Below are 19,116 nucleotides of genomic sequence, written 5' to 3' on the forward strand. Positions count from 1 at the left end.
GAGTGACAAAGCTGTGAAAATAGTAGTTTGTATTAAGCAGGTTCCAGATACAAAGGGCGGAGTTAAGTTTAATCCGGACGGTACTCTGGACAGAGGTGCTATGCTTGCCATCATGAACCCGGACGATAAAGCTGGTTTGGAAGCAGCACTCAGAATTAAAGACGATATGGGCAAAGACAATGTGGAAGTAACCGTTCTTACAATGGGTCTTCCAAAGGCTGAGGAAGTTCTTCGTGAAGCACTTGCTATGGGTGCTGACAAGGGTATTCTGGTAACAGACCGTGTACTCGGTGGTGCTGATACATGGGCAACTTCTACAACAATTGCCGGCGCTTTGAGAAATATTGATTATGATTTGATCATCACAGGCCGTCAGGCTATCGATGGTGATACCGCACAGGTTGGACCACAGATCTCTGAGCATCTGAATCTTCCTGTTATCTCTTATGCAAAGAATATTAAGGTTGAGGGTGACAGCGTGATCGTTGAGCGTCAGTTCGATGACAGATATCATGTACTGAAAGCTAAGATGCCATGTCTGATCACTGCCCTTTCTGAGCTGAATGAGCCTCGTTATATGACACCGGGCGGAATCTTCGATGCATATGAGAAAGAGATTACAGTCTGGGGCAGAGCTGACCTCAAGGATGTAGATGATTCTAACCTTGGTCTGAAGGGGTCTCCTACAAAGATCGCAAAGGCATCTGATAAGGTAAAGAAGGGTGCTGGCGAGGTTGTTACTCCGGATTCTCCGGACGATGCAGTATCATACATCATGGGCAAATTAAAAGAGAAGCATGTAATCTAATCAAAATAAGGAAAAGTGGTGACAATAATGAATTTAGAAGAATATAAGGGTGTCTATGTCTTTGCACAGCAGGTAGACAATGAGCTGAGCAGCATCGCATTTGAGCTGCTTGGAAAAGCAAAGGAGCTCGCAGCTCCTCTGAATACAGAAGTTACAGCTGTTCTGATCGGTTCTGGTGTAAAGGGACTTGTAGATCAGCTGGCAGAGTATGGTGCAGACAAGGTTATCGTTGTTGATGACCCTGAGCTCAAGGAATACAGAACAGAGCCATATGCACATGCATTATCATCAGTAATCAACGAGTACAAGCCGGAGATCGTTCTGGTTGGTGCTACAGCAATCGGTCGTGACCTTGGTCCTCGCGTTTCAGCAAGAGTAGCTACAGGTCTGACAGCAGACTGTACTGTACTTGAAATCGGTGATTTCCCTCTGAATGCAATCCCTGGACAGGAGCAGAAGCACAATCAGCTTCTTATGACTCGTCCTGCATTTGGTGGTAACACTATCGCAACAATCGCATGTCCTGACAACCGTCCTCAGATGGCAACAGTTCGTCCTGGTGTAATGCAGAAGATTGATCCGATTGCCGGTGCTAAGGCTGAGGTAATTGAGTACAATCCTGGATTTATTCCGGACAACAAGTATGTTGAGATTCTTGACATTGTTAAGGAGCTTTCTGATACAGTTGATATCATGGATGCAAAGATTCTCGTATCCGGTGGCCGTGGTGTTGGAAGCGCAGAGAACTTCAAGATGCTTCAGGATCTGGCTGACGTGATCGGTGGTACTGTAAGCTGCTCCCGTGCCGTAGTAGATAACGGATGGCTTCCAAAAGAGCTTCAGGTAGGTCAGACAGGTAAGACTGTTCGCCCTAATGTATACTTTGCAATCGGTATTTCCGGTGCAATCCAGCATACAGCAGGTATGGAAGAGTCTGACATTATCATCGCAATCAACAAGGATGATTCTGCTCCAATCTTTGATGTAGCAGATTACGGTATTGTTGGCGATCTGAACAAGATTGTTCCAAAGCTTACAGAAGAGCTGAAGAAGGTTGTTAAATAATTTGTTTCAGTAAGAAATCCTTCTTTCATATGGAAATGTGAAATGAGTACCCTGTGGAGTGTATTCTCTGCAGGGTATTTTTTTGTTGTTTAGATAAAGTTAAGGGAATGTTAAACTCTTTCTACTTGTACTTTAAGGTATATTTCGGTATAGTATAGTAGTATTTATGTAGAGCATAGGGAGTGTTGTGCGTATGTGGCGGTTTGCCGGGACAAAACTTCCGATGCAAATAATGCAGGTGTTCATTGGAGGGACACGGGACGGAGGAAAATGTGTTAGAAATATTAAAATCGTTATTATTTGGTATTGTAGAGGGAATTACCGAGTGGCTGCCGGTCAGCAGTACAGGTCATATGATCTTGTTGGATGAGTTTGTACAGCTTTCTATGTCAGAAGCATTCAAAGAAATGTATCTTGTGGTGATTCAGTTAGGAGCGATCCTGGCGGTCGTATTGTTGTTCTGGAAACAGATCTGGCCATTTCAGAGAAAGTCAGATGGCACGAATAAGGTTCTTCCGGGATGGATCAAAGAAGATATCTTTGTGATGTGGCTTAAAATTGTCGTAGCCTGTATTCCGGCGATGATCATTGAGCTTGCAGCAGGTGATTATCTGGAGGCGCTGTTTTACAATTACAGAACGGTTTCCATTATGCTGATCGTTGTTGGTATTTTATTTATATTGGTAGAGGACTGGAACAAAAAGAGAACAGCAAAGATTACTTCCATTAGAGATATTACATATCAAACGGCATTCCTGATCGGTGTATTTCAGCTGGTGGCAGCGGTATTTCCGGGAACATCCCGTTCCGGTGCAACAATCATCGGTGGTCTGATATTGGGACTTTCCAGACAGATTGCGGCAGAATTTACCTTTTATCTGGCGATTCCGGTGATGTTTGGTGCGAGTCTGATTAAGCTGTTAAAATTTGGTGTTCATTATACCGCACTAGAAGCAGGTGTTCTGGCAGTGGGAATGATTTCCGCTTTCCTGGTATCTGTGCTTGTGATAAGATTTCTGATGGGATATATTAAGAAACATGACTTTAAGATTTTTGGCTGGTATCGTATTGTGCTTGGTATTGTGGTGCTTGCCAGCTTTGCGTTATTCCTGTAGAAAATGATGGGAAAGATTTTTACGAGATGGTAAGATGGATGAAGATTATGAATTCTTTGTGTTTTTTTTGTGGATGATTTGACAGATGGAGGTTCGTGCATTAAGATAATGATGAGTAGCTGTATATAGAGAAGCTCATTCGGAATGGTATATACAGCATAGATAGGAGGAATGTACATGGATTTTCGCAGAATCGATAAAAATACCGTACAGTGCATTTTGTCCGAGGAAGAAATGAATGCATACGGGTTTCGAATAGAGGATTTTTTCTCCAATCAGGAGAAAGCGAGAGAGTTTTTGGAGCATCTGGTAGAACGTGCCGAGGAAGAGATTGGATATGAGGCGCATAGTGGCATGGTTTCGATGCAGATAATGAAGATGCCGGATAATGGCATTGTGATCACATTATCAGAGCGGGATAACAGCGCAGATGGTTTTCAGAATATGCTGCAGCATATCCACCAGCAGCTGGCCTCCCTGATCGATCCGGAGGCAGAGGGAAGTCCTGCAGAAGCAGAGGATGAGTTATCCGCAGAGCTTGCAGCTGAAGTGGAGAATGCACAGGGACAGGATCTGCAGGAGATGTTCCGGCCGGCAGAAAAGAGAAAATCAGAAAAAGAGACAAAGCTTCTAAGTGCTCCGAGAATTTTTATGTTTGAGTCACTGAAGGATCTGGAACAGCTTTCTGCCGGCATTGCGATGGAGAAACCTATCAGCAGTGCAGTTTATTATGAGCAGGAGAAGGATAACTATTATCTCTTATTGAAAAAGGGAAGACTCACGGTAAAGGAGTATGGACTTTTATGCAACAGGCTGAGGGAATATGCAGAAATCTGTACGACGCAGCCATATGCGGAGCAGTTTTGTAAGGAGCATTTTGAAACATTTATTCCAAAGCATGCATTGCGTGTTTTGAAAAATATTGAGACAGGAAATTAAAAACATGAAATATGATTTTGATCTGGAGGAACGTCGATTTTCGAAACAATTTATCTTAAAATTGCTGATCACGTTGGTAGAAGCGGTCATTGTAGTGTTTCTGGCATTTGCGATTACCAGATACGGGCTCGAAAAGATGACGGTATCCGGTGAATATATGAGCCCCACATTAAAATCCGGAGACTGTGTTTTAGTTAATAAGCTGTCCTATCGTTTTCACAAGATCCATCGCAATGATGTAGTTGTTGTAAAACAGACGGGATCAGAGCACAGTTATTTTACGTTGGAACGAGTGATCGGTCTTCCCGGAGAAAAGGTACAGATACTGGAGGGACAAGTTTATATCAATGGAAAGAAATTAAAGGAAAAGCTCGATTTTCCATTGATGGATAATGGTGGTTTGGCAGAGGATGCGTTTACGTTAGAGAAGGGACAGTATTTTGTCCTTGGTGATAATCGAAATGAGTGCGAGGATAGTAGAAATGCAACGGTGGGGAATATATCCCGTAAATCTATCGTAGGAAAAGCATGGATACGCATGAATTCCTTTACTTTTGTTGGAATGATCAATAATTTTCAAAAGTCAGATACCAGCAGCAGTTTATCATAGTATGTCTGTGACAAGGCAGATAATAGAAAGGTTGGATTATTCATATGGAATTTCAATGGTATCCCGGTCATATGTCGAAGGCGAAACGGGCAATGCAGGAGGATCTTAAACTGATCAATGTGATCATTGAACTGGTGGATGCCAGAGTGCCCCTGAGCAGTAAGAACCCTGATATTGATCCGATGGCAAATGGAAAATCCCGTATTATTCTGTTGAATAAATGCGATCTGGCAGATTCTTCCGTGACGGCCCGGTGGAAAAAGTATTATGAGGAGAAGGGATTTTTTGTAGCTCTTGTCAATTCCAAAAACGGAAAAGGCGTAAAGCAGGTTAACGAAGTGATTCAGAGTGCCTGCAAGGAAAAGATTGAGCGCGACCGGCGCAGAGGAATCTTAAACCGGCCGATCCGTGCGATGATCGTAGGCATTCCCAATGTAGGAAAGTCTACGTTCATTAATAGTTTTGCGGGAAAATCCTGCACCAAAACAGGCAATAAACCGGGTGTTACAAAGGGGAAGCAGTGGATCCGTTTAAATAAAAATGTAGAACTGTTAGACACGCCGGGGATTTTATGGCCTAAGTTTGAGGATCAGACAGTTGGTTTGCGGCTGGCGTTTATTGGTTCCATTAAAGATGAGTTATCTAACCAGTATGAGTTGTGTATGCTTTTAATGCAGTATCTTGGAGAGCATTATCCAAAAGCAATTCCGGATACTTATCAGATTGAGCCTGCTGAAAATGAAGTGGAGCTTCTGGAACGTGTTGCGAAGCGCAGGGGATGTCTGAAAGCAGGTGGAGAGCATGATCTGGACAAGGCAGCCAATTATGTGATAGATGATTTCCGAAATGGCAGACTGGGCTGCATCAGCCTGGAGCAGCCTGAAAAATAATGTGCTTTTGTAGGGGGAACAGTTATGTATGACGAGAAAATGATTGAAGACAGTCTGGCGTTTGCAGAGGAGATCAGAGCCAGACTGGAAGGAAAAAAGGCGGGGGAATCCTCATCTCGTCCGGTGCAGTCTAAGCCGGTAAGCCAGACACGTCCGGTTCAGCAGACTGCCGATCAGAAGCTTTCCCAGCAGCAGGCAATGTCTGCACAGACACATCCGGCACAGAAGGCGGCTGCCCGTCAGATACAGCTGGGACAGCCCATGTCATCCGGTACGGCCGGGCAGGGACAAATGAAATCTATGCAGGGGAATTTTGCTCAGTCAGTGAGAACACAGCAGTCAGTATCAAGGCAGACTGCGATGCCGCAGGCACAGGGGCAGAACCGTCCGGCACAGAGGGATATATCAGGACAGACGAGAAGATCACAACAGACTCAGCCGGTAAGATCACAGCAGCCACAGTCAGGCCAGGCTGTGATGCCGCAGGCACCGGGTCAAAGCCGTCCGATGCAGCAGAATATGTCAGGACAGGTAACGTCTGCGCAGCAGCCGTCAGGGCAGATAAAATCCGGACAAAATATACAGCCACAGAGTGTATCCGGACAGACGAGGAGACCACAACAGACTCAGCCGGCAAGATCACAGCAGCTACAGTCAGGCCAGGCTGTGATGCCAAAGGCACCGGGTCAAAGCCGTCCGGTACAACAAAATGTATCGGGACAGACTGCGGCAGCATCGGTTTCAGATCAGAGCCGTCCGGTGCAGCAGAATATGGCAGGACAGGTGACATCTGCACAGCAGCCGTCAGGGCAGATAAAATCCGGACAAAATATACAGCCACAAAGTGTATCAGGGCAGGTGATGAGAGCGCAGCAGACTCAGCCGGCGGGATCGCAGCAGCTTCGGTCAGGCCAGACTGTGATGCCACAGGCACCGGGAAAGAGACGCCAGATACAGCAGAATACACCCGGACAGCCGGCTTCTATGCAGCAGAGTGTTTTGCCACAGGGACAGATTACACGACAGAGCATACCGGATCAGACACCGATCCCGTCTGTGGACGCAAATGTGACAGAGGCACAGCAGCCGGAGCTTCAGCAGGCAGAGGTGCCAAAACCGGAGAAGACACAAAAAGAGCATTTAATCTCTGTCAGTACATCTACTTCCAGACCGGTCAGATCAAAATCATCTGCTTTGGAAACTATTTCAGAGGAAACGAAACCAATGGATGAGGAGCAGGATCATACCGTAGAGATTACCATTAAGCTGGATGTAGCAGGGATCAAAAAGAAATTTTCTGATTTAAAGAAAAAGCTTGCTCCGGAGGAACGGACTCTGGAGGATGTCAATGCTGCCATGGAGCAAAACCGTCAGCTTCAGGCAGAAAAACAGCAGGAAAACAGCGAAACAGCGGCCCAAAAGGGAGCGGAACTTGCACACAAGGCCGCCTCAACGGCAAGTGGTATTGGTAAAAGGGTGACAGGCCTGCTTCGAAAGAGACAGGAATCAGCAGCTACCTTAGAGGGAGAGGCGGTTACTGCAGAGGGAGAAATGATCAATCCTGTAGACGGGCAAGCCGTTGATGGGCAGATCGTCCAGCTGGAGGGAGAAGCAGTAGAAGAAAATCGTTTTGCAGAGAAAATACAGGATCTGAAGGAAGTGATTCCTCAAAAGGCAGGAAAAGCATCTCATTTGTTGACGAATATTATTATCATTGCTTTTTGTATTGGAATTGCATACTTCCTTGCTTCCTTTGTAACAAATTATGTGGCATACCAGACACCGGTAGAAGGAGAATCCATGGAGCCGACTCTGACAGATGGAGACAGTGTTGTGATCCAGAGATTGTCATATTATTTTACAGATCCAAAGCGATATGATGTTGTGGTATTTCCTGTAAATTATAACAGTGAGTCACAGGAGAAAACCTATTATATTAAACGGGTCATCGGATTACCGGGAGAGACCGTTCAGATCATTGATGGCAGTGTTTATATCAATAACGAAAAGCTGACGGACGATAAATATTCTTCCACGACGATCAATGAAGCGGGAATTGCAGAGAATCCGCTGGTGTTGGGTGAAAATCAGTATTTTGTTATGGGAGATAACCGGAATATGAGTACGGACAGCCGGAACTCATATGTGGGACTGGTCAATAAAAATGATATCGTAGGAGAGGCATGGATCTGTACATGGCCGTTAACTCATTTTGGAGGTTTGAAATAAAGGAGACAAAGAATGAAATCAATCCGGGATATTAAGGAAGAATTTCAGACAGCAGTGGATCTGGAAACGAAGGAAAAGCTGGCACAGAGCTATCAGACAGACAGTCGTAAGGGGGTGCAGGATCTGATCGCCAGAGTTTACCGGGAAAAGGAGAAGCTGCAGAGCGAGCTGGAGCGTCTGGAGGGGATGAAACAATTCGAAAAGAAATATGCAGACTATACGGCAATCTGTGGAATTGACGAGGCCGGAAGAGGTCCGTTAGCCGGTCCGGTAGTGGCTGGAGCAGTCATCCTTCCAAAGGATTGTTCTATCTTGTATCTGAATGATTCCAAGCAGGTCAGTGCATCTAGAAGGGATGAGCTGTTTGATGAGATACAGGAAAAAGCCATAGCAAGTGCAGTAGGAATTGTATCTCCCCAGAGGATTGATGAGATTAATATTCTTCAGGCAACCTACGAAGCGATGCATCAGGCGGTGGAAAGGCTGAAGGTGACACCGGATCTGCTTCTGGTGGATGCCGTGACGATTCCGGCGATGCCTATGAAGCAGGTTGGGATCATCAAGGGAGATGCCAAAAGCGTATCCATTGCGGCAGCCAGTATTCTGGCGAAGGTGACCAGGGATCGGATGATGGTGGAGTACGATGCCCTCTATCCGGAGTATGGCTTTGCAAAGCACAAGGGCTATGGTTCCCAAATGCATATTGAGGCGATCAGGGAATATGGTTCCTGTCCGATTCACAGAAGGACCTTTATTAAGAACTTTTATTAGAATTGTCCAGAAGATTATGTAAGGATAATTATAAAATAAAAGTCTTATTAGTTTAGTTTTTATTGACGAAAGCAGGTGATACTGTGGCAAAGGATGGATTTCAATATTTTCATCGACCGGAGAAAGAAAAGAAAACAGCGGTTGCATTGGAGTATGAACCGACAGATCAGGCACCGAAGATCATTGCTTCCGGTCAGGGGTATGTGGCGGAAAAGATTATACAGACAGCCAGGGAAGCTGATATTCCGGTACACAGGGACGAAAAGCTTGCGGGAAGTCTTCGGGAGATTGAGATCGGAGAGTATATTCCTCCGGAGCTTTATCAGGTGGTAGCGGATGTTCTGGTATTTGTTGATGCCATGGATAACATTAAAGCAAAAGTTATGGATCACCCGGAAAAGAAGGTCCGGGATCAATTGGATAAAAGGGGAAGGAATGCATAATCGACGGGAGATCGGAAGCTTTTATGAAAATATAGCTGCGAAATATCTGGAAAAGCATGGCTATACCATTCTGGAGAGAAATTATCATGCCGGCCGTCATGGTGAAATTGATATTATTGCAGAGGATGCGGCAGGCATGCTGGTGATCTGTGAGTGCAGGTATCGTGGGAAGGGCGGATACGGAAATGCCCTGGAGTCGGTAAATACTGCCAAGCAGAGACAAATATGCCGGACGACGCTGTATTATTATAAAAAGCGTGGTTTTGGTATGGATCATGCCTGCCGTTTTGATGTAATAGCAGTGTCCGGGGACGGTACATTAAAGCACATCGAAAATGCTTTTGATTTTATATAATATCGAAAGACAGATAAATCAATTGATTGATGGGGAGCCTAGGAATGTAAATGATTATTTATATAGGAGATTAGGACTATGGAACTGATACGAAAAAGCAAAGAAGAATTTGCAGCAGAGGGAAAGCCATATGCTGCTGATTATGATGATAAAGAAACCGTTTTGGAAAAGCAGGCGGAGGTGCCCTATCTTCATTTTCATTCCTTTGATCAGCAGGAATGGCTGCAGCTTACCTTTTCTACCAGACTGGGAGGTATCAGTGAGGGATATCTTTCTACCCTGAATCTGGGCTGGGACAGGGGGGAGCCACGGGAAAATGTCTGTGAAAATTACCGCCGATACTGTGCATCCATTGGCAGCAAAGCAGAGAAGCTGGTGTTATCAGATCAGGTTCATGAAACAACAGTCCGGTATGTAGATGAAAGGTTTTGTGCCGGTATTGAGATTGAAAAGAAGCTAAAGAGTGTGGATGGAATGTTCACAGATATTCCGGAGCTTTTGCTGGCTACTTCATATGCAGACTGTGTTCCTTTATTTTTTTGTGATCCGGTAAAAAGGATCATTGCTTCGTCCCACTCCGGCTGGAAAGGAACGGTGGCAGGGATTGGGGGTGAGACGATCCGCAAGCTGCAGGAGATGGGATGTCAGACGGAAGATATCCATGTATTGATCGGACCGTCTATCTGTCAGAAATGTTATGAAATCAGTGAAGATGTTGCAAAGCAGTTTTCAGAAGCGTATGAAGCGGATGAGATTGGGCAGATTCTGCAAAAGGGCAGAGTGACCGGAGAGGGAGATCAGAAATATCAGTTGGATCTTTGGGCTGCAAACTGGTTTCAGCTCAAAAGAGCCGGGGTACAGCCGGAGCACATCCATCTTTCAGGAGTGTGTACCTGTTGCAATCATGAATTGTTGTTTTCCCATAGGGCAAGCCATGGCAAACGGGGAAATCTGAATGGTTTTTTACGGATCAGAGGTTGAAATGTTGGATAGGACCAAGAGAATTTGAAAAATCTCTTTGGCAATTTACAAAGAATCATAATAAACAAAAAAGAGAGGATATCATATCCTCTCTTAATATTTGTATCTGTTTTCGAAAAGCTTACTTTACCTGCTCCTGCAGACGCTTTTTCACAAGCTCCTGGATACGGCTGGTTGCATCCAGAATATTATTGACCGATGTGTCATGATTTAAGGTGTCAATGATCAGAGAAATATATGCACTCATATCGACATTGACATAATACTGCTTGTGGAGCAGTTCATTTGGGCAATGAACCAGATTTGTTGTGTAAATATTATCGAAAATCCCCTTTTCATAGGCCTCGTCAATTTTTTCAAGTCCGTTGGAGAATAAGCCGAAGGTTGCACAGATGATCACCTTGGCAGCACCACGCTTTTTCAGCTCCTCGGCGGCATCAATGATGGTCTGGCCGGATGCGATCATATCATCTAACAGGATAATGTTTTTGCCGGAAAGATCATTTCCGAGAAATTCCACCGAAACGATCGGATGCTCTCCATTGACGGTAATAGAATAATCTCTTCTGCGGTAGAAGGTCCCCATATTAACTCCCAGTAGGCTGGCATAATAAACAGCGCGCCCCATACCTCCTTCATCCGGGCTGACGATCATGAGATGGTCTGCATCCACCGGCATCTCCGGATTGCGTTCAAAGATCTCGCGGATAAACTGATAAGAGGTGTAGAAGTTATCAAAGCCGTGAATCGGGATCGCATTCTGTACACGGCTGTCGTGTGCATCAAAGGTAATGATGGTCTCCACACCCATTTCCGTCAGCTCCTGCAGTGCCTGGGCACAATCAAGAGATTCATTTGCCGTACGGACATTCTGACGTCCCTCATACAGATATGGCATGATCACGGTGATACGCCGCGGAGAACCTCCACAGGCCATAATAACACGTTTCAGATCCATAAAATGGTCATCAGGAGACATCTGGGAAATGCTTCCATGCATTTTGAAAAGCTCGCTGTAGTTGACCGTATCTGCAATGATAAAAAGATCTGTTCCGCGAATTGACTGATTGATCACGGCACGTCCCTCACCGGTGCCGAAACGCGGACAATCATAAGATACCAGATAATCGTCCCTGTCATATTCCTGCATTTTAAAAGAGGACCTGCAGGAGCCAGCCTCGGAAAGTGCCTTGTGACGACGCTCGATGATAAGCTGATTGATCTTCTCACCAAGCTCCTTACAGTTATTTAAGGCAATAATACGAAGAGGTGCTACTAATAAAGAGTCATGATAATTTATGTTTGACATAGTTCTTCTCCAATCTGAAAAATTTCAATCCTATTCAAAAATATATCGCTTTTCGACCTATCCGTCAATGACTGCTTTTTGAATTCTCGGTGAATTTTTCTCAAAGGGCTTTTCATTTTGGGCGGTTTATGATATAAATTAGTATGGCGTTGTATGATTACAGACTATTATATTCGTTAATATTTATAAGATAATTGGAGGTATTATTTTGAGAAAAACAAGTCAGATAGCACTTTCTGTGCTTTTATGTGTAACCGTGGCATTTACTTCAGGCTGCAGCGTAGGAAAGAAGAAAACGGCAGAGAAGGCTGATTCTGAGTACGTGACACTGGGAGAATACAAAAAGATTTCTGTAAAAAAGTCAGAAATTGATGAACAGGTACAGAAACAGATTGATTCCACACTGGATACCTATGCAGAGTATAAAAAGAAAAAGACCGGAAAGGTAAAAGATAAGGATACCGTTAATATTTATTATGTGGGAAAGGTCAATGGCAAGAAGTTCAGCGGCGGTTCCTGCACTAAAAAAGAGAATCCGGACGGATATAATCTGACCATTGGTTCCGGCACCTTTATTCCGGGCTTCGAAGATGGTCTGATCGGTGCTCAGGTTGGCCAGACGCTGGAGGTAAAGGCAACTTTCCCGGACAGTTATTCCAATAATCCGGATCTTGCTGGCAAAAAGGCAGTATTCACTGTTACAGTGAATTATATCCAGGGGAAAAAGATCCGGCCGGAGCTGACAGATAAGTTTGTGACAAAGAACCTGACTTCTTATAAATCGCTGGAGGATTATGAGTCAACACTCCGCCGGAAATCCACGGAGGATCTGGCATGGGACAGCGTATATAACGCATCGAAGGTCAATGAGTATCCAAAGAAGAGAACAAAGGAGATGTATGACCAGCTCTATACTTCGATCAATTATTATCTGCAGCAGAATAATTATACGATTTCAGATTATCTTTCTGCCCAGAAGACCACTTCCGCAGATTTTAAAAAGGATCTGACCAAGACTGCCAAAGAAGATGTAGGCAAGCAGCTTGTCTATGGAGCAATCGCAGAAAAGGAAAATATCAAGGTTTCCGATAAGGAATACAAAGAGGAATTGAAAAGCTATCTTTCTACTTATAACTGTGATGATGAGGAGGCATTAAATAAGCAGTTCCATAATTTCTACGGAACGGATGCGAAGGATCTGATCATGGATGATCTGTTATATAAGAAGGTGAAGTCTTATCTGGCAGATCATGTCGTAGAGAAGTAATTTTGGGGAAAGGAGACTGCATAAAATGGCAAAACCAATCGTAGCAATCGTGGGACGTCCCAATGTGGGCAAATCCACATTGTTTAATATGATGGTGGGAGAACGGATCTCCATCGTCAAGGATACACCAGGTGTTACCAGAGACAGGATCTATGCGGACGTGACCTGGCTGAATCACAGCTTTACGCTGATGGATACCGGAGGTATTGAACCGGAGACCAATGATCTGATGTTGAAGCATATGCGGGAGCAGGCAGAGATGGCCATCGAGATGGCAGATGTCGTTCTTTTCCTGACGGATGGAAAGACAGGACTGGTGGATGCAGATTATCAGGTGGCAGATATGCTTCGTAAATCCCACAAAAAGGTTGTTCTTGTGGTAAATAAGATCGATAACTTCGAAAAACAGAGCATGGATGTTTACGAGTTCTATAATCTGGGGATCGGAGAACCATTTCCAATTTCCTCCATCGGCAAGATCGGTGTGGGTGAGATGTTAGATGAGATTGTTCATCTGTTCCCGGAGGATCTGGAGGAAGAGGAGGATGAGCGTCCGAGAGTTGCTATTGTCGGAAAGCCAAATGTAGGTAAATCCTCTATTATCAACAAGCTTCTGGGGGAGAACCGCGTGATCGTATCCGATATTGCAGGAACAACCAGAGATGCTGTGGATACGGCTGTGACCTGGGAAGGCAAGGAGTATGTCTTTATTGATACGGCAGGACTGCGGCGTAAAAATAAGATCAAAGAAGAAATAGAGCGTTATTCCATTCTTCGTACGGTGTCTGCCGTGGAGCGTGCCGATGTGGTGATGCTGGTGATCGATGCCACCGAGGGCATCACAGAGCAGGATGCCAAGATTGCAGGAATCGCTCATGATCGTGGACGAGGTATGATCATTGTTGTCAACAAATGGGATGCCGTGGAGAAGGATAATAATTCGGTGAAGAAATATACCAATGATATCCGTAAGGTGCTTTCATTTCTTCCTTATGCAGAGATTGTATTTGTATCGGCAAAGACCGGTCAGAGACTTCCGAAGCTGTTTGACACGTTAGAGGTAGTTATTCAGAATCATTCCCTGCGTATTGCGACAGGTGTGCTTAATGATATTCTCGCAGAGGCAGTGGCAATGCAGCAGCCACCGTCAGACAAGGGACGCAGACTTAAGATTTATTATATGACACAGGTTAGTGTCAAACCACCGACATTTGTTATTTTTGTAAACAGTAAAAAGCTGATGCATTTTTCATACACCAGATATCTGGAAAATAAAATACGTGAGGCGTTTGGATTCTCAGGAACACCTCTGAAATTCTTCGTGAGGGAAAGGAAGGAAAATTGATCATGGCTGCTTATCTTATCTGCCTGATTGTGGGATACTTCTGTGGATGCATCTCAACAGGATATTTTGTGGGAAAATTTTATCATATGGATATCAGAACGAAGGGAAGTGGAAATGCAGGGACTACCAATGTACTGCGTAATCTCGGCAAGCTTCCGGCTCTGATCACCTTTGTAGGAGATCTGGCAAAGGCAATCGTGCCAATCCTTGTGATCCGTCTGGCGTTCGCACCGGAGCAATGGTACCTCTGGTGTCTGTACTGTGGGCTCGGTGTGGTTCTGGGGCATAATTATCCGTTTTATCTGGGATTTAAAGGTGGCAAGGGTATTGCTGTGACAGCAGCGGTTGTAATGTCTGCGTGTCATCCGCTGATGATCCCGATCGGTCTTGCAATTTTTATTATTATGGTAGCACTGACCCGTTATGTATCGGTGGGATCTCTTTTTGTAGCCTGGTATATTCCTGCCAATACACTTGTATTATACAGGGACAATCCCTATTTCGTACATATGATGGTAGTCAGCCTGATCTTTACGGCTCTGGCATATTTCCAGCACCGCAACAATATCGTCCGGCTGATCCATGGAAATGAAAATCCACTTTGGGGGAAGAAAAAGAACGAACAATAAGTGTATTTATAAAAGTAGATAGGAGAATAGCTTATGAGTAAGGTGAGTTTTCTGGGGGCCGGAAGCTGGGGGACAGCACTGGCGATTATGTTGGCAAAAAATGGACATGATGTAACGCTTTGGTCTGCAATTGAGTCCGAGATTGATATGCTGGCGGAGTACAGAGAGCATAAAAACAGACTGCCGGGAGCAAAGCTGCCGGATTCGATTAAGCTTACGAAGGATCTGAAGGAAGCGTGTACCGGATATGATCTGATCGTCTTTGCAGTGGCATCGCCTTTTGTACGTCAGACAGCCCAAAATGCCAGTCAGTATATCACGGAAGGACAGCGCATTGTAAATGTGGCAAAAGGCATTGAAAATGATACACTCTGCACGTTGAGAGATGTGATCCTTGCGGAGATGCCGCAGGCAGATGTTTCTGTTTTATCCGGACCAAGCCACGCTGAGGAGGTAGCAGTAGGTGTGCCGACGACAGTTGTAGTAGGTTCGGTGAAGAGAGAATCTGCGGAGCTTGTGCAGGAAATCTTTATGAATGACAGATTCCGCGTGTACACCAGTTCAGACATTATTGGGATTGAGCTGGGAGGATCCATTAAAAATGTCATTGCCCTGGCGGCAGGTGTCATAGATGGTATGGGATTCGGAGATAATACCCGTGCGGCACTGATAACAAGAGGAATCACGGAGATCAGCCGTCTTGGTGTCAAGATGGGCGGCCGGATGGAGACTTTTATGGGACTTTCCGGAATCGGAGATCTGATCGTTACCTGTACCAGTGAGCACAGCAGAAACCATACTGCCGGTTATCTCATCGGAAAGGGATATACCACGGAGGCAGCTATGAAGGAGGTCAACCAGGTGGTTGAGGGAGTCCATTCGGCAAGGGCAGCAATGGCACTGGCGCAGAAGTATCAGGTCAGTATGCCGATCGTGGAGCAGATCAATAAGGTTTTATTTGAGAATCTGCCAATCCTGGATGCGGTCCATGGTCTGCTGGTAAGGGACAAGTGCAACGAATATCCGGGACTGGACTGGAACGAATAAATAGCTTTTCCATTCATATAATGTGATACAAGGGTCAAAAGACAGGTAGCAATCCAATCCACGGATCAGATGGAGGTAAAAAATCTTTTGAATCTTGCATCATAGGAATGGAGGAGATTATATGCAGCAGATGGATCAACAAATGAATCGTCAGCAGAAAATAATGGCGGCAAAGGCATCTTTTCGACAGACAGGTGACAATGCCGGCTTTTTCTATAGAGGGGACTTCAAAGGAAATTCCTTTGAGGGGGCAGGATCTGTAGAGGAAGAAAATCCACAGACGCCGGTATTTCATTTTGGACTGGTGCGCTTTATGGCGTCACTGATGCTGCTATTGCTTCTTTTGGCAGCATTTTCCAGAGATTTTTCTTATCGGGGCTTTGGGCAGGAGTATGTCCGGAAGTGCATGCAGGACGAGTCAGCATGGAATCGTCTGGAGAGCAAAGTTCAAAAGGTCTGCCGGAATGTCAGTCAAAAGCCGTTTTGGAGTGAGACATTTGAAAAAGAAAGGATTTCAAAATAACATGAGTACGAGAAAATTAGCATTGTCGGATGAAATACTTTTATCGGTGGAAAAACCGGCGAGATATATTGGAAACGAGATTAATATGGTCAAAAAGGATCCGGCGGCGGTGGATGTGCGTTTTTGTATGTGCTTCCCCGATGTGTATGAGATCGGAATGTCTCATCTGGGGATCCAGATCCTTTATGATATGTTTAATCAGTGGGATGATGTTTATTGCGAGAGAGTCTATTCGCCATGGGTGGATCTGGATCGGATTATGAGAGAAAAGCATATCCCACTTTTTGCATTGGAAACGCAGGACCCCATTAAAAACTTTGATTTTTTAGGGATCACGCTCCAGTATGAAATGTGTTATACCAATATTCTGCAGATTCTGGATCTGTCAGGAATTCCTCTGAAGGCGTCAGAGCGTACCATGGAAGATCCGTTTGTGATCGGAGGTGGTCCGTGCAGTTACAATCCGGAACCGATCGCAGATTTCTTTGATATGTTTTATATTGGAGAGGGAGAGACACAGTACCGCCGGATGATGGATGAGTACAAGGAATGGAAGAAATCAGGAGGAGACCGTATTGCTTTTCTCAAAAGAGCAGCGCAGATTCCGGGTATCTATGTGCCAATGTTTTATGAAGCATCCTACCATGAGGATGGAACGCTGGCATCCTTTGAACCGATTGTGCCGGAGGCGCCAAGAACGGTTATGAAGGAAGTAGAAATGGATATGGAGCATACCTATTATCCGGAGAAGCCGTTAGTGCCGTACATCAAGGTGACACAGGACCGGGTGGTTCTGGAGATCCAGAGAGGATGTATTCGTGGCTGCCGTTTTTGTCAGGCAGGGGTACTTTACCGGCCGATCCGTCCCCGTAAGCTGGAGTTTTTGAAGGAGCGTGCCATCAAGATGCTGGAGTCCACCGGTCATGAGGAGATCACACTCAGCTCATTAAGCTCCAGTGATTATAAGGAGCTGCCGGAGTTAGTGTACTGGCTGATTGACGAGTGCAGCAAAAACGGGATCAATATTGCACTTCCGTCTCTGCGTATTGATGCATTTTCTCTGGATGTTATGTCTAAGGTGCAGGACGTGCGAAAGAGTAGTCTGACCTTTGCTCCGGAGGCAGGATCCCAGCGAATGCGGAATGTCATTAATAAGGGACTGACCGAGGAAAATATTCTGAATGGCGCTATGGATGCCTTCCGGGGAGGCTGGACCCGTGTGAAGCTTTATTTTATGCTGGGACTGCCGGGAGAGACCTATGATGATATTGAGGAAATTGCCATTCTGTCGGACAAGATTGCCAGAGAATATTATACGATCCCGAAGGAAGAGAGAAAAGGCAAGGTTAATATCGTAACAAGTACTTCGATCTTTGTGCCAAAGCCGTTTACACCGTTCCAGTGGGCAAGAATGAATTCCCAGCAGGAGGCAGTAGAAAAGAGAAATTTCCTGCTTGGCAAGGTCAAGAGCCAGCTTAATGCAAAGAGTATTAAATATAATTGCCATGATGCAGATGTATCTGTCCTGGAGGGCGTATTTGCCAGAGGAGACCGCAGGCTGAATGATGTGATCCTGCAGGCATATCAAGAGGGGTGTATTTATGACGCATGGACAGAATATTTTAAATATGATGTATGGCAGAAATCATTTGCGGATCATCACCTGACCATGGATTTTTACAATGACAGGGAGCGCAGTGAGGACGAGCTGTTCCCATGGGATTTTATTGACTGCGGTGTGACGAAGAGCTTTTTGCTGCGGGAGTATCATAGAGCCAAAGAGGCAGTTGTGACACCAAACTGTCGTCAGCAGTGTGCCGGTTGTGGTGCCGCACGTTTTGGTGGTGGTGTCTGTACCGAAAAAAGGGAAAATGTTGTCTGACAGAGCAGATCAAGTTGAAATGGAAAGGCATGGTTATAGAACATGAAAGCAAGAATTAAATTTTCAAAATGTGGATCGATGCGGTTTATCGGACATCTGGATGTAATGCGTTATTTCCAGAAGGCATTCCGGCGGGCGCATATTCCGGTAAGTTACAGTAAAGGATACTCGCCGCATCAGATCCTTTCTTTTACCTCTCCGCTGGGAATTGGTCTCACCAGTGATGCAGAATATATGGATATGGAGCTGGAGGAGTGTCCGGAGCCGGAACGTATGGTAGACTGGATCAATTCCCAGATGAATGACGAGATCCGGGTGAAGGATTTTGTTCTGCTGCCAGATGATTCCAAACCATCTATGGCGATGTTAGCGGGCTGTGATTATCTGGTGGCGTTAAAGCCGGACAAGGTGTCCGTATTTCGGGACAGGGCAGATATGGAGCTGGTTTTGGCGGATTTTCTGGCACAGCCGGAGATCCTCGTGACCAAAAAGACAAAGCGGTCGGAGAAGCAGGTAGATATTAAGCCGAATATTTATTATCTCAGTGCTGCGATGGAGGACTTTCAGACACAGACAGGCAGGGAATATGGCAGCCTGTGTCTTGATACAGAGGAATATCAGCCGGTGTTCTACTGTCAGTTAACCGCAGGAAGTGTGCTAAACATCAAGCCGGAGCTTGTGATGCAGGCACTGTGCCAATTTGTGGACACACCGTATGATCCGCTGGATTATCAGATCCATCGTCTGGAAATGTATGGGGATGCCAACGGCAAAAAAGGAGAGATCCATCTTCTCCATGATGAGGTGCCGTGCGAGCTGGTGCCATTGTCGGAGTATCAGAAATGATGGGGCTTGAGAAACGTGATATATAATAATGCTGCTGAAAACATTTTTAAAAAATATCCGTA

Annotated in this window: 20 protein-coding genes; 19 read left to right on the top strand and 1 reads right to left on the bottom strand. The window is 45.2% G+C overall.

The features are described 5' to 3' along the window. Positions 1–13: 13 nt before the first annotated feature. The 12 genes from H8704_RS03700 to pgeF all read left to right on the top strand — a co-directional run bounded on the left by H8704_RS03700 (position 14) and on the right by pgeF (position 10,206). Positions 14–808, top strand: coding sequence for an electron transfer flavoprotein subunit beta/FixA family protein (locus H8704_RS03700; protein WP_022463581.1), 795 nt, complete (start codon positions 14–16; stop codon positions 806–808). Positions 809–835: 27 nt separating this feature from the next. Continuing rightward, a complete protein-coding gene (locus tag H8704_RS03705) occupies positions 836–1,873 on the top strand; it encodes an electron transfer flavoprotein subunit alpha/FixB family protein (protein WP_249297390.1) in 1,038 nt (345 codons plus the stop codon). A 272-nt stretch (positions 1,874–2,145) separates the two neighbouring features. After that, positions 2,146–2,988 carry an undecaprenyl-diphosphate phosphatase gene (locus H8704_RS03710; RefSeq protein WP_118677049.1) on the top strand — a complete coding sequence of 281 codons (843 nt, stop codon included), beginning with the start codon at positions 2,146–2,148 and terminating at the stop codon, positions 2,986–2,988. Between the two features lie 119 nt (positions 2,989–3,107). After that, positions 3,108–3,188 (top strand): Fur-regulated basic protein FbpA, encoded by an 81-nt coding sequence (gene fbpA / locus H8704_RS14515; RefSeq protein ID WP_118677047.1) that lies wholly within the window; start codon positions 3,108–3,110, stop codon positions 3,186–3,188. Next, positions 3,166–3,927 (top strand): adaptor protein MecA, encoded by a 762-nt coding sequence (locus H8704_RS03715; protein ID WP_182439608.1) that lies wholly within the window; start codon positions 3,166–3,168, stop codon positions 3,925–3,927. Before fbpA ends, H8704_RS03715 begins: the two co-directional genes overlap by 23 nt. A gap of 4 nt (positions 3,928–3,931) precedes the next feature. After that, the gene (lepB, locus tag H8704_RS03720; protein ID WP_022463585.1) at positions 3,932–4,537 is read left to right on the top strand and encodes a signal peptidase I; all 606 of its coding nucleotides are present in this window, start codon (positions 3,932–3,934) and stop codon (positions 4,535–4,537) included. Between the two features lie 44 nt (positions 4,538–4,581). Further along, positions 4,582–5,427 (top strand): ribosome biogenesis GTPase YlqF, encoded by an 846-nt coding sequence (gene ylqF, locus H8704_RS03725; protein ID WP_249297391.1) that lies wholly within the window; start codon positions 4,582–4,584, stop codon positions 5,425–5,427. A gap of 24 nt (positions 5,428–5,451) precedes the next feature. Further along, positions 5,452–7,656 (top strand): signal peptidase I, encoded by a 2,205-nt coding sequence (gene lepB / locus H8704_RS03730; protein ID WP_249297392.1) that lies wholly within the window; start codon positions 5,452–5,454, stop codon positions 7,654–7,656. A gap of 12 nt (positions 7,657–7,668) precedes the next feature. After that, the gene (locus tag H8704_RS03735) at positions 7,669–8,427 is read left to right on the top strand and encodes a ribonuclease HII (protein WP_022464750.1); all 759 of its coding nucleotides are present in this window, start codon (positions 7,669–7,671) and stop codon (positions 8,425–8,427) included. 83 nt (positions 8,428–8,510) lie between these two features. Next, on the top strand, positions 8,511–8,870 hold the full coding sequence (locus H8704_RS03740) for an EscU/YscU/HrcU family type III secretion system export apparatus switch protein (RefSeq protein WP_249297394.1): 360 nt from the start codon (positions 8,511–8,513) through the stop codon (positions 8,868–8,870). Beyond that, positions 8,863–9,225 (top strand): YraN family protein, encoded by a 363-nt coding sequence (locus tag H8704_RS03745; RefSeq protein WP_182439610.1) that lies wholly within the window; start codon positions 8,863–8,865, stop codon positions 9,223–9,225. The genes H8704_RS03740 and H8704_RS03745 overlap by 8 nt, the downstream gene beginning before the upstream one ends. A gap of 78 nt (positions 9,226–9,303) precedes the next feature. Beyond that, entirely contained in the window at positions 9,304–10,206 is a 903-nt protein-coding gene (pgeF, locus tag H8704_RS03750) for a peptidoglycan editing factor PgeF (protein ID WP_249297396.1), read from the top strand. Positions 10,207–10,327: 121 nt separating this feature from the next. Here pgeF and H8704_RS03755 read toward each other — a convergent pair whose 3' ends face one another. Then, on the bottom strand, positions 10,328–11,515 hold the full coding sequence (locus tag H8704_RS03755) for a ribose-phosphate pyrophosphokinase (RefSeq protein WP_118676961.1): 1,188 nt from the start codon (positions 11,513–11,515) through the stop codon (positions 10,328–10,330). 208 nt (positions 11,516–11,723) lie between these two features. On the opposite strand from H8704_RS03755, the gene H8704_RS03760 reads away from it, so the two are divergent. From H8704_RS03760 to H8704_RS03790, 7 genes are all read left to right on the top strand, one after another. After that, complete coding sequence (locus H8704_RS03760; protein ID WP_249297398.1) at positions 11,724–12,782, top strand: FKBP-type peptidyl-prolyl cis-trans isomerase; 1,059 nt, start codon at positions 11,724–11,726, stop codon at positions 12,780–12,782. 25 nt (positions 12,783–12,807) lie between these two features. After that, positions 12,808–14,127: a ribosome biogenesis GTPase Der gene (der, locus tag H8704_RS03765; protein WP_022464756.1), complete on the top strand. Its 1,320-nt coding sequence runs from the start codon at positions 12,808–12,810 to the stop codon at positions 14,125–14,127. A gap of 2 nt (positions 14,128–14,129) precedes the next feature. Next, positions 14,130–14,756, top strand: coding sequence for a glycerol-3-phosphate 1-O-acyltransferase PlsY (gene plsY, locus H8704_RS03770; protein ID WP_022464757.1), 627 nt, complete (start codon positions 14,130–14,132; stop codon positions 14,754–14,756). A 33-nt stretch (positions 14,757–14,789) separates the two neighbouring features. Beyond that, positions 14,790–15,803, top strand: a complete 1,014-nt coding sequence (locus H8704_RS03775; RefSeq protein ID WP_022464758.1) for an NAD(P)H-dependent glycerol-3-phosphate dehydrogenase — start codon at positions 14,790–14,792, stop codon at positions 15,801–15,803. A 121-nt stretch (positions 15,804–15,924) separates the two neighbouring features. After that, complete coding sequence (locus H8704_RS03780) at positions 15,925–16,326, top strand: hypothetical protein (RefSeq protein WP_249297400.1); 402 nt, start codon at positions 15,925–15,927, stop codon at positions 16,324–16,326. A gap of 1 nt (position 16,327) precedes the next feature. Further along, the gene (locus H8704_RS03785) at positions 16,328–18,208 is read left to right on the top strand and encodes a TIGR03960 family B12-binding radical SAM protein (RefSeq protein WP_249297402.1); all 1,881 of its coding nucleotides are present in this window, start codon (positions 16,328–16,330) and stop codon (positions 18,206–18,208) included. 42 nt (positions 18,209–18,250) lie between these two features. Continuing rightward, positions 18,251–19,054: a TIGR03936 family radical SAM-associated protein gene (locus H8704_RS03790; protein WP_022464761.1), complete on the top strand. Its 804-nt coding sequence runs from the start codon at positions 18,251–18,253 to the stop codon at positions 19,052–19,054. Positions 19,055–19,116 lie beyond the last annotated feature (62 nt).

It is taken from the genome of Jutongia huaianensis, assembly GCF_014384985.1.
Taxonomy (GTDB): Bacteria; Bacillota; Clostridia; order Lachnospirales; family Lachnospiraceae; genus Jutongia; species Jutongia huaianensis.

Excerpts from the sequence above, each read along its gene's own strand:
- H8704_RS03785 (WP_249297402.1), top strand. The coding sequence starts at position 16,328 with ATGAGTACGAGAAAATTAGCATTGTCGGATGAAATACTTTTATCGGTG.
- H8704_RS03775 (WP_022464758.1), top strand. The coding sequence starts at position 14,790 with ATGAGTAAGGTGAGTTTTCTGGGGGCCGGAAGCTGGGGGACAGCACTG.
- ylqF (WP_249297391.1), top strand. The coding sequence starts at position 4,582 with ATGGAATTTCAATGGTATCCCGGTCATATGTCGAAGGCGAAACGGGCA.
- H8704_RS03745 (WP_182439610.1), top strand. The coding sequence starts at position 8,863 with ATGCATAATCGACGGGAGATCGGAAGCTTTTATGAAAATATAGCTGCG.
- H8704_RS03735 (WP_022464750.1), top strand. The coding sequence starts at position 7,669 with ATGAAATCAATCCGGGATATTAAGGAAGAATTTCAGACAGCAGTGGAT.
- H8704_RS03790 (WP_022464761.1), top strand. The coding sequence starts at position 18,251 with ATGAAAGCAAGAATTAAATTTTCAAAATGTGGATCGATGCGGTTTATC.
- plsY (WP_022464757.1), top strand. The coding sequence starts at position 14,130 with ATGGCTGCTTATCTTATCTGCCTGATTGTGGGATACTTCTGTGGATGC.
- lepB (WP_022463585.1), top strand. The coding sequence starts at position 3,932 with ATGAAATATGATTTTGATCTGGAGGAACGTCGATTTTCGAAACAATTT.
- H8704_RS03715 (WP_182439608.1), top strand. The coding sequence starts at position 3,166 with ATGGATTTTCGCAGAATCGATAAAAATACCGTACAGTGCATTTTGTCC.
- H8704_RS03705 (WP_249297390.1), top strand. The coding sequence starts at position 836 with ATGAATTTAGAAGAATATAAGGGTGTCTATGTCTTTGCACAGCAGGTA.
- pgeF (WP_249297396.1), top strand. The coding sequence starts at position 9,304 with ATGGAACTGATACGAAAAAGCAAAGAAGAATTTGCAGCAGAGGGAAAG.
- H8704_RS03755 (WP_118676961.1), bottom strand. The coding sequence starts at position 11,515 with ATGTCAAACATAAATTATCATGACTCTTTATTAGTAGCACCTCTTCGT.
- H8704_RS03780 (WP_249297400.1), top strand. The coding sequence starts at position 15,925 with ATGCAGCAGATGGATCAACAAATGAATCGTCAGCAGAAAATAATGGCG.
- lepB (WP_249297392.1), top strand. The coding sequence starts at position 5,452 with ATGTATGACGAGAAAATGATTGAAGACAGTCTGGCGTTTGCAGAGGAG.
- der (WP_022464756.1), top strand. The coding sequence starts at position 12,808 with ATGGCAAAACCAATCGTAGCAATCGTGGGACGTCCCAATGTGGGCAAA.